This window comes from Empedobacter sp. UBA7494 (assembly GCF_002478465.1).
Lineage (GTDB): Bacteria > Bacteroidota > Bacteroidia > Flavobacteriales > Weeksellaceae > Empedobacter > Empedobacter falsenii_B.
The window spans coordinates 1-10,410 of sequence record NZ_DLOC01000086.1; the positions used below are offsets into that span (position 1 = coordinate 1).

The following is a 10,410-nucleotide window of genomic DNA, read 5'->3' on the forward strand; positions in this document are numbered from 1 at the left end:
TGACTGACATGAAGTTTATTTATAATCGAGCAGACATTTTACAAAAACGAGAGTTTGTGAACATGGTGTTCGACAGCAATTTATACTATGAAAATGGTGTTTATCGAACACCTACAATGATGGATTTATTTTCTGTTAACTAGTTGAAAATAAAGGAGAAAAACTTATTAATATATACACAAAAAAAGAGATCCTAAGTAATAGAATCTCTTTCAGCGGAGAGTGAGGGATTATTTCATATTCCCTAGAAATGAAAGTAATTCTAAGAAAACTCTAGATACTTCGCATCTATTATTTTTTGTTTTCCTTTCAGTTTTATGAAAATGAAATTTTCAACAACTTCAGAAAAACAAAAAACCCAACAGATTACTCTATTGGGTTTTCTTAGCGGAGAGTGAGGGATTCGAACCCCCGGAGGTGTGACCCTCAACAGTTTTCAAGACTGCCGCATTCGACCACTCTGCCAACTCTCCAATAACGCAGTGTATTGCGGTATTGCGAGTGCAAATATAGAACGCTTTTTCGAATTTGCAAACCTTAATTTAAAGTTTTTTTAATAAAAAACATAGTTTGTTCAGTATCAAATAAATATTTTTTAAAAAAATTATACAATAACTACCAAAGCTATCTGAATAAGAAAACCAAGTGTAAAAAACAAAGCGGCAAACTTCAATAAAGTAAAGCGAAAAGTTTCATTCAAGATTAATTTATTAACCAATGGTTTCGAGTTTTTTTCGTCCAAAAGCTTTTCTACTTTTTTATAGAAAATCAATAATAAAATTATAATCATTATAACAACGATAAATACAAAAAAAGAACTCATCGAATGATAAAACATCACTCCCATCGCCATTCCTAATGCACCTAATATTAATTGTGGCAACTGATTAATTGCTTTCCGAATCATTTCTTCGGTTTTACTTAAACAATCAGCTCCAAGAATTTCTGGCGCAGCCATCCAAAATGCAAGAAATTGCAAAATCAAACCAAGTAAAGTAAAAATTTTTATCATTCTCAAAAATTCAATTATAGTTAAAGATAAAAAAAACCGTTTAAAATAAATTAAACGGTTTTCATATTATTCTTTTCAAAAAAGATTAATCTTCCTCTTCTTCGTCTTCTTTCATCGTATGATAAACGTTATTTACGTCCTCATCTTCGTCAAATTTCTCTAACAATTTTTCGATGTCAGCTTTTTGTTCTTCTGTTAATTCTTTTGTTGTTTGTGGAATTCTTTCAAATTCTGATGAAATAATTTCATATCCACCTTCTTCCAAAGATTTGAAGATTGTTCCGTAATTCTCGAAAGGGGCAATTAATACAATTCCATCTTCATCTTCAAAAATCTCCTCTACTCCAAAGTCAATCATTTCAAATTCTAATTCCTCTAAATCTAGATTTTCAGGTTTTTGAATCTTGAAATTACAGATATGATCAAACATAAATTCAACAGAACCTTGCGTTCCTAATTGTCCATTACATTTACTGAAATAAGAACGAACGTTAGCTACTGTACGATTGTTGTTATTTGTAGAAGTTTCAACTAAAACAGCAATTCCGTGAGGTCCATAACCTTCAAAAATAACTTCCTTATAGTTTTCTGTATTTTTATCAGATGCTTTTTTGATTGCGCGTTCGATATTATCTTTAGGCATATTTACTGCCTTCGCATTCTGAATTACCGCGCGAAGATGAGAATTTGAATGCGGATCAGGTCCTCCTGCTTTTACTGCCATTACGATATCCTTCCCAATTTTAGTAAACGCTTTAGACATTGCCGCCCAACGTTTTAATTTACGTCCTTTTCTAAATTCAAATGCTCTTCCCATTTATACTTATTTTAATAGTTGCAAATTTATTCATAAAACGAAAAAAATCCAAGAACTATCTCTTGGATTTTTAAGTTGTTAATATTTTAGAATGATTATTTCAATCCGTGGTATTTCAACATTGGTTCAATTGAAGGTTTTTTACCTCTAAAATTTTTGTAAATCAGATTCAAATCATCCGAATTCCCTTGAGAAAATACTTTATCTCTCAAAATTTGACCATTTTCACGTGACATTCCTCCATTTTCTATTGTCCATTCGTAGGCATCATGATCTAACATTTCTGCCCAGATATACGCAAAATATCCCGCTGCATATCCTCCACCAAAAATATGGCTAAAGTAAGAAGAGCGGTAACGAGGCGGAACTTGTGGTAAATTTGTTTTATTATCAATTAAGGCTTGTTTCTCAAAATCGTCTACACTTGTAATTGTTTTATCGACAGAAACTGTATGCCAAGACAAATCTAAAGCTGCAGCAGAAAGTAATTCTGTTAACGTATAACCTTTGTTAAAGTTAGATGCTTTTTTCATTTTTTTTACCAACGCATCAGGAATCGCAGCTCCTGTTTGATAATGCTTTGCATAATTTTTTAGGATAGATGGTTCCGTTACATAATGCTCGTGAAATTGAGATGGAAACTCTACAAAATCTCTTGAAACATTTGTTCCAGATAAAGTTGGATATTTTTGATTTGCAAAGAAACCGTGCAATGCATGTCCAAATTCGTGGAAAGTTGTCACTACATCATCATACGAAATCAAAGCAGGTTGACCATTTGCAGGTTTTGTGTAATTTCCGACATTATAAATAACAGGTTTTGTGCCAAATAAATGAGATTGCTCCACAATATTACTCATCCAAGCTCCCCCTTGTTTAGAATCTCTTTTGAAATAATCTGTATAAAATAATCCCAATTGCGAACCATCTTCGTTAAACAATTCGTACACTTTTACATCTTCGTGCCAAGTTGGTATATCTGTACGTTTTTTGAATGAAATTCCGTATAATTCTTTCGCCATAAAGAAAATTCCATTCTCTACAACTGAATCTAAAACGAAATAAGGTTTCATTTCATTTTCGTCGATATCATATTTCTCTTTACGAACTTTCTCTGCATAATAGTTCCAATCCGCAGATGTTAATGTATTTGCTGGATTTTCTTTCTTCGCTAACACTTCAAATTCTTTCGCATCTTTTTGCGCCATTGCAGTTGCTGCTGGAATCATTTGATTCAAAATTCCTTTCGCTGCTGTTGGATTTTGTGCCATTTGATCTTGCAAATTCCATTCTGCATAATTTGCAAAACCTAATAATTTAGCTTTCTCCGCACGTTTTTTAACCAAAGTTAAAATTGTAGAACGTGTATCATTTTCATCTTTTTTCTCTGTTCTAATCCAAGCTGCATCAAATAATTTTTTTCTTGAAGCTGCATTGGTCATATTTTGTAATTCTGGTTGTTGCGTTGTATTCAATAAACTGATTAAATATGTACCATCAGCTTGTTTGAAAGCCTCTAAATCAGCATCACTCAAACCTGCTAATTCTTCTTTCGTAAAAGTTACACCACCAGATTTTGTTCCTTTTAATAATTGATTAGAGAATTTAGTTTCCAATGAAGCGATTTCACCATTCAATTTTTTCAATTCATCTTTTTGAGTTGATGATAAATTAGCTCCAGCCAATTCGAAACGTTGATAATAAACATCTAACAAACGAGAAGATTCTTTATCTAAATTCAACGTTTGTTTACTATCATGTAACTTTTTAACGCGTTGAAATAATTTATCATTCAAATAAATTGCATCGCTATGAGCAGCAAATTTAGGCGACATCTCCTCCTCTACTGCTTGCAACGTTTCGTTTGTATTTGCTCCTGTCAATAATCCAAAAACATGATTAACTCGTGTTAATAATTGACCAGATTTCTCCATCTCAACTAATGTATTTTCAAAAGTTGGTGCTTCAGAATTATTCGCAATTTTATTGATTTCGACTAATTGTTCAGCCATTCCTTGCAACAAAGCAGGTTTGAAATCTTCGTTTTTAATTTTCGAAAAATCAGCAGTATGATAAGGCAAAGTGCTCACTTCAAAAAAAGGATTTTTATCGTTCCACATACTATTTGTTGACTTTTCGCTACAAGAAGTGGCTAGGATTGACGATCCAACCATCATTCCGTAAAAAAGTTTTTTTTTAAACATTTTTATAATTTTTAGACCTAACGAAGTTAAAACTTATAATGTTAAATTTCAAAATATTCTGTTTTTCATTCAAACGATGGAAAATATTTAAGCTAAATCTTAAAAGTTAAATAATTAATAAACCTTACCGAAAAGGTTGAATTTTCTTCGACGAAAATAATTATCTTTGAAAAAGAGTGAGGAAAAATTTCACTCTTTTTTATTACCCTAAAAATCAATCCATTTTGTATTTAGATTTAGAAGAATTAAAATATTTATTAGCTGAAAGTGTTGAAGAATTGCCAAGTTGGGAATCACACCAAAAGCTTTCACCTCCATATCGTCAAAAATTTGATTTAGAATATGTAAAACGTACCAATCCTAGAAGTGCGTCTGTGATGATTTTATTGTATCAAAACGAAGATGGAGAAGTTGAATTCCCAGTAACCATGCGTGTTTCTTACGAAGGAGCGCATTCGCATCAGTTTTCTTTGCCAGGTGGACAATTTGAAGAACAAGATATTAGTTTTGACGAAACTGCTATTCGCGAAACTGTGGAAGAACTTGGTGTAGAGTACGAAAATATTGAGATTGTAAGACAATTGAGCGAAATGTATATTCCGCCAAGCAATTTCTTGGTTTATCCTTATATCGGAATTTATCATGGAGAGCCACATTTCAACCCAGATGAGCGTGAAGTACAATACGTTGTTCCATTAAATTTGGAAGCTTTTTTGAATGCTGATTACGAAGTTTTTGAGAGAGAATTTTCTGGTCAAGTTGTCGAAATTCCTGGTTATAACATTGGTGACGATGAATTTCTTTGGGGTGCAACGGCAATGATTTTAGAAGAATTTAAAGATTATCTAAAAATCGTATTAAATTTGTAACTTAAACAATTAAGAACTCGTGTCTCAAAAAGCAAAGAAAAAGAACGCATTTCGCGATTCATTTGGACATCTATATTTCCTAAAAAGGACGTTAATTTTCTTATTAGGATCATTTACCTATAACCGTTACAATGGTTTTAATAAACTAAAAGTTAGCGGAACAAAAAACTTGGTTCATTTGCCAGCTCAAAATGTATTATTCGTTTCGAATCATCAAACTTATTTTGCTGATGTTTTCGCGATGTATCATGTATTTTGTAGTGTAAAAAATGGTTTTATTGACACCATCAAAAATCCAATTTATTTACTTAATCCTAAGATTGACTTTTATTACGTTGCCGCTGAAGAAACAATGAAAGATAATCTTTTAACGAAATTATTCGCCTACACAGGAGCGGTTACCGTAAAAAGAACGTGGCGTGCAAAAGGAGAAAATGTAAATAGAAAAGTAGATTTAAGCGAAATTAACAATATCGATATTGCGTTGCAAAGTGGTTGGGTAGTAACATTTCCGCAAGGAACTACAACTGCGTTTGCACCTGGTCGTCGTGGAACTGCACATTTAATCAAGAAAAATAAACCAATTGTAATTCCAGTTGTGATTGATGGTTTTCGTAGAGCTTTTGATAAAAAAGGTTTGCGCATTAAAAAACGTGGAATTAATGCGACAATGACCTTTAAAGAGCCTTTGGAAATCGATTATGAAAATGATTCGAGTGATGCAATCATGAAAAAAATTATGAATGCAATTGAGCAAGCACCAGAGTTTAACAAAGTTCGACCAATGGACGAAATTCTTGCTGAAAATAGTGAAAAATCATTGGATGATTATTTGAATGAAGACGACGAAGAGTTTGATGATTTCGAAGAAATGGGCTACGACGAATAAAATAAAAAAGACTAAAAGAATACAACATACAAAATGAAAAAAGTTCATTTTATTGCAATTGGCGGTAGTGCTATGCACAATTTGGCGATTGCTTTGCACGAAAAAGGATATCAAGTAACAGGTTCTGACGACGCAATTTTCGAACCTTCGAAAACACGTTTGGATCAACGTGGTATTCTACCAGAAGAAATGGGTTGGTTTCCAGAAAAAATAACAGCAGATTTAGATGCAGTGATTTTGGGAATGCACGCTCACGCTGATAATCCTGAAATGTTACGTGCGCAAGAATTAGGTTTAAAAATCTATTCATATCCAGAATATTTGTACGAACAATCAAAAGATAAAACGCGTGTTGTAATTGGTGGTTCTCATGGAAAAACGACGATTACATCAATGATTCTTCATGTTTTGCATTATCATAATGTCGATGTTGATTATATGGTTGGTGCGCAATTGGATGGTTTTGATGTAATGGTAAAATTGACAGAAGACAACGAATTTATGATTATGGAAGGTGATGAATATTTATCATCTGCCTTAGATCGTCGTTCAAAATTCTTGTTGTATCAACCAAATATTGCGTTGATTTCAGGTATTGCTTGGGATCATATCAATGTTTTTCCAACGTTTGCAGATTACACTTCTCAATTCTCAAAATTCGTAGAATCTATCGTGAATGGAGGTGCTTTAATTTACAACGAAACAGACGAAGAAGTTGTTAAAGTGGTAGAAGAAACGGAGAAAGCAATCAAGAAATTTCCTTATCATTTACCAGAACATTTTATCGAAAATGGAATCACTTTTATCGAAACAGAAGATGGACCAATTCCGTTAGAAGTCTTTGGTAATCATAACTTGATGAATTTAGAAGGTGCTCGTGCAATTTGTAAACAATTAGGTGTAATGGATGATGATTTCAACGAAGCAATTCAATCATTCAAAGGAGCTTCTAAACGTTTGGAATTAATTAATCGTACTTCTGATTTTGTTGCGTATAAAGATTTTGCGCATGCGCCAAGTAAAGTAACTTCAGTTACGAATGCAGTAAAAGAACAATATACAGATAAAACAGTTGTGGGATGTTTAGAAATTCATACCTATTCGTCTTTAAATCCTGAGTTTTTAGTTCAATACAAAGGTGCTTTAGACAAAGCTGACATCAAAATTGTGATGTATAGTCCAGAAGCATTAGAAATAAAACGTATGGAAATGATTTCTCCAGAAGATATCAAAAAAGCCTTTGGAGATGATTCTATTTTGGTGTTTACAAATGGTGAACAATTGCAAGATTATATCGAAAGTTTAGATAAAAAAGATAAAGTATTTTTGATGATGAGTTCAGGAAACTTCGGTGGAGTAAACTTGAATGAATTATTTAAAGCATAAAAAAATCACCTTTCAATAAAAGGTGATTTCCACTTAAATATCTATAAAATATAGAAAAAGAGAACTTAATTTTTTAGGTTCTCTTTTTGTTTTTTTATCAAATGGTCAAAATAATCATTTTAGGTTTTTGGATTACTTCTTTTCAAATATCAGTAAACTTAGAACTATTTTAAACTTTTTCGGAACTATTAATTTTAAAAACATTATTTTTAGAAAAAACAGAGGTGATATAAACTTTTAGTAATACTCTACTCACTTTTGTTAGCTTTCGCCATCAAAAAACACCTCTGTTTTTACTATAAAATTATAGTGACCCTTTTGATAGTAACAAAGATGATAAAAATCGAGATTAAAAAAAGTTTGAAAAGTAGCCTAAAGATGTCCAAAACGGAAGTTATTGTAAACTTTTTCTAAATTGAGTTGGACTAATTTTTAGATGTTTTTTGAAAAAATTTCCGAATGAATATTGGTCAGAAAAGTTTAACTCATTCGAAATTTCAGAGATTGTTTTAGTTGTTTCACTCAACAATACTTTCGATTCACGAATCACAACAGAACTGATTAATTCTTTTGTCGTTCTACCTGTTATTGATTTGCAACATTCAGTTAAATATCGTACTGTAATATTCAATTTATCTGCATAATATTTTGCATCTCTGTTTTCTGTATAGCTCTTATTTAAGTCATTCAAAAAACGTTTTACAATATCATCTTTTCGCGTTCCTTTTCTTACAATAATTGTTTGTTGTTTCGAAAGTTCACTAAACGTTGTGTAAACAATCGCATAAAATAAATTGAATTGTAAATAGCGTACGAATTTGGTCGATTTCTCTTGCAAACGCAACTTCAATTGCAATAAAAGTTCTATTAAAGCAGAAAATTCTATTTCATTGAAATGATAATTATTGATTCTACTTTCTCTAAAAAATTGGTTGTATTCATAACCACTCAAATCGATAATCGATGTATCTAAAATCTTTTTGGTTAAAACTAAACTCAACAATTCTAAATCAGATGATTTAGAAATTATTTGGTAAGATTTATTAGGTTCTGGGAAGAAAACATCGTGTTGTTTAAGTTTAATTTCTTGATCATTTTGAGAAATAATTAAATAACCATGCTGAATAAAAATCGTCTGAATCAAATCTTTTTTCAAACGTTTATTTTCGACAGTTTGCTGAATAAATTCCTCTTGATCAAAAACATTAAAATTCTCCATAAATCAACACAATAGTTTTAGTTAATTTGAAACAAATTTTAATCCAATAATTGAGCAAATTAAAGTAGTTAAAAAGAAAACACGCCAAAAACTTACTGGTTCTTTAAAAATAAAAATTCCTACTAAAACTGTTCCGACCGCTCCAATTCCCGTCCAAACTGCATAAGCCGTTCCGATTGGTAATGTTTGCGTTGCTTTTACCAACAAAACCATGCTCACCGTTAAGAAAAATAAAAAACCGCCATACCATAAATAGGTGTCATTTCCAGTTGCCTCTTTTGCTTTTCCAAGACATGATGCGAAACCGACTTCGCACAACCCTGCGATTAGTAAAATTACCCAATTCATTTTTTACTGATTGTTTATAAAAATTAAGACTACAAAAAATTGTAGCCTTAAAATTAATTATTTATTTTTTGAATTATTTACCGAAACTATCGCTAAATTCTACTTGACCTTTGATGTGTACTTCGCTCCATGTTTTAGAAACACCATCCGCACCTTTGTGTAATTCTAAACAAGCCTGATTAAGAGCTTCCATCGCTTTTCCTGTGTTAAAATCCATCAAATCAACATCTGTTTCAATTGAAAAAACATTGTTCTCAAACGTCGATTTTACTTCATATTCTTTAGAAGCGTTATTCAACGTTAAATTCAAGAAAGTTTTACCATCTCTGAAATGTAATTGACCTTTGATTTCGCTTGTATTAATCATATTTCCAAACAAAATATCTTTCAATTTTTGATCACGATCAATTTGATCAGAATTTAATGTAGCAACTGTCGCTATAATATTTGCACCTTCTAAAACTTCTTGAGGCGTTTTTCCATCTTCTTTTGCGTCTTTCACCAAAACAACATCAAAACGTCCTGAAACAGCCACTTTTTCTGTTGTTTTATAAGCCGTCCACTCAACTCCAGATTTTCTAATTACACCCTCTACAATTTCCGTTGGTTCTTCCACTGTAACAGCAGATTTAGCAGGTTGTTCAACTGGTTTTTCTTCTGTTTTATTCGTACAATTCATCAGCATTACTGATGCACAGCATATAATCGCTATAGATAATTTTTTCATTTCAAACTTTTATGCTACAAAAATACAACAAGCCAAGACTAATTCACAATTGATTTTTAACATATTCTGAAAAAACTCTACTTTTGTAAGATGATAAAAAATCTTCTAAATACATGTTTGATTATCATTTGTTTGCCATTTATCTTAATTTATGAGATTTATTGTTCGGTTTACAAATACAGAAAATAAATTGGTAACTTCGCTTTCAAATTGGAAAGATGAGCGAAAGAATAATAGGAATAATGGGTGCTATACCGCAAGAAATAAACGGTGTAGTCAATTTATTAACAAACAAGCAAGAACATAAAATTGGTCGAAGAAGTTATTTTACTGGAAAATTAAACAATCAAAAAGTTGTGGTCGTTTATTCTCGTGTTGGTAAAGTTGCTGCCTCTGCTACGGTTACAACCTTAATCCTTGAATTTAACGTTTCTGAATTGATTTTTACAGGTGTTGCAGGTGGAATTCATGCTGATGTAAAAATTGGAGATATTGTTCTAGGACAAAGTTTGATTCAACATGATATGAATGCTCAACCTCTTTTTCCTGCTTACGAAATCCCAATGTTAGGAAAAGCTTATTTTGAGGCTGATTCTTCTCAATTAGAAGTTGCGACAACAGCTATTTTAGAAATTTTAGAAGAGCAACATTTGCATAATGTGATTTCTGAAAAAGATTTGGATAAATTTAATATTCATCAGCCTCAACTACATGTTGGTTTAATTGGATCTGGGGATTTATTTTTCTCGACAAATTCTCAGAAAGAAAAATTACAACAAAACTTACCCGAAATACTTTGTGTCGAAATGGAAGGCGCTGCAGTAGCACAAGTTTGTTACGAATTTGATATTCCTTTTATCATCATAAGAACAATATCAGATGATGCCGACGATCATTCTACATTAGATTTTAATAGTTTTATAGGATCAGTATCAAAAG

At 31.7% G+C, this 10,410-nt stretch carries 10 protein-coding genes and 1 tRNA gene; 4 read left to right on the forward strand and 7 right to left on the reverse strand.

The genetic code is table 11. The features are described from left to right. Window positions 1–388: 388 nt before the first annotated feature. The 4 genes from B4E95_RS10250 to B4E95_RS10265 form a co-directional block, all read right to left on the reverse strand. Window positions 389–473, reverse strand: a tRNA-Ser gene (locus B4E95_RS10250). 131 nt (window positions 474–604) lie between these two features. Continuing rightward, on the reverse strand, window positions 605–1,012 hold the full coding sequence (locus tag B4E95_RS10255) for a hypothetical protein (RefSeq protein WP_291091422.1): 408 nt from the start codon (window positions 1,010–1,012) through the stop codon (window positions 605–607). A gap of 85 nt (window positions 1,013–1,097) precedes the next feature. Further along, on the reverse strand, window positions 1,098–1,829 hold the full coding sequence (locus B4E95_RS10260) for a YebC/PmpR family DNA-binding transcriptional regulator (RefSeq protein ID WP_291091423.1): 732 nt from the start codon (window positions 1,827–1,829) through the stop codon (window positions 1,098–1,100). Window positions 1,830–1,924: 95 nt separating this feature from the next. Next, the gene (locus tag B4E95_RS10265; protein WP_291091424.1) at window positions 1,925–4,033 is read right to left on the reverse strand and encodes a M3 family metallopeptidase; all 2,109 of its coding nucleotides are present in this window, start codon (window positions 4,031–4,033) and stop codon (window positions 1,925–1,927) included. Window positions 4,034–4,257: 224 nt separating this feature from the next. On the opposite strand from B4E95_RS10265, the gene B4E95_RS10270 reads away from it, so the two are divergent. Genes B4E95_RS10270 through B4E95_RS10280 form a run of 3 tightly spaced genes read left to right on the forward strand, consistent with a single transcriptional unit; the run spans window position 4,258 to window position 7,177 of the window. Next, window positions 4,258–4,902 carry an NUDIX hydrolase gene (locus B4E95_RS10270; protein ID WP_221856057.1) on the forward strand — a complete coding sequence of 215 codons (645 nt, stop codon included), beginning with the start codon at window positions 4,258–4,260 and terminating at the stop codon, window positions 4,900–4,902. A gap of 19 nt (window positions 4,903–4,921) precedes the next feature. Then, a complete protein-coding gene (locus B4E95_RS10275) occupies window positions 4,922–5,791 on the forward strand; it encodes a lysophospholipid acyltransferase family protein (RefSeq protein ID WP_291072289.1) in 870 nt (289 codons plus the stop codon). A gap of 33 nt (window positions 5,792–5,824) precedes the next feature. Further along, window positions 5,825–7,177: a UDP-N-acetylmuramate--L-alanine ligase gene (locus B4E95_RS10280; RefSeq protein ID WP_291063513.1), complete on the forward strand. Its 1,353-nt coding sequence runs from the start codon at window positions 5,825–5,827 to the stop codon at window positions 7,175–7,177. A gap of 394 nt (window positions 7,178–7,571) precedes the next feature. Here the strand turns inward: B4E95_RS10280 and B4E95_RS10285 are convergent, their stop codons facing one another. The 3 genes from B4E95_RS10285 to B4E95_RS10295 all read right to left on the reverse strand — a co-directional run bounded on the left by B4E95_RS10285 (window position 7,572) and on the right by B4E95_RS10295 (window position 9,471). Beyond that, window positions 7,572–8,396, reverse strand: a complete 825-nt coding sequence (locus B4E95_RS10285; RefSeq protein ID WP_291091425.1) for a helix-turn-helix domain-containing protein — start codon at window positions 8,394–8,396, stop codon at window positions 7,572–7,574. Window positions 8,397–8,417: 21 nt separating this feature from the next. Continuing rightward, window positions 8,418–8,744 carry a DMT family transporter gene (locus B4E95_RS10290; protein ID WP_291072287.1) on the reverse strand — a complete coding sequence of 109 codons (327 nt, stop codon included), beginning with the start codon at window positions 8,742–8,744 and terminating at the stop codon, window positions 8,418–8,420. A gap of 73 nt (window positions 8,745–8,817) precedes the next feature. Further along, window positions 8,818–9,471: a hypothetical protein gene (locus tag B4E95_RS10295; protein ID WP_291072285.1), complete on the reverse strand. Its 654-nt coding sequence runs from the start codon at window positions 9,469–9,471 to the stop codon at window positions 8,818–8,820. A 218-nt stretch (window positions 9,472–9,689) separates the two neighbouring features. On the opposite strand from B4E95_RS10295, the gene B4E95_RS10300 reads away from it, so the two are divergent. Beyond that, on the forward strand, window positions 9,690–10,410 hold a 721-nt coding region (locus tag B4E95_RS10300), incomplete at its 3' end, for a 5'-methylthioadenosine/adenosylhomocysteine nucleosidase (RefSeq protein ID WP_291091426.1).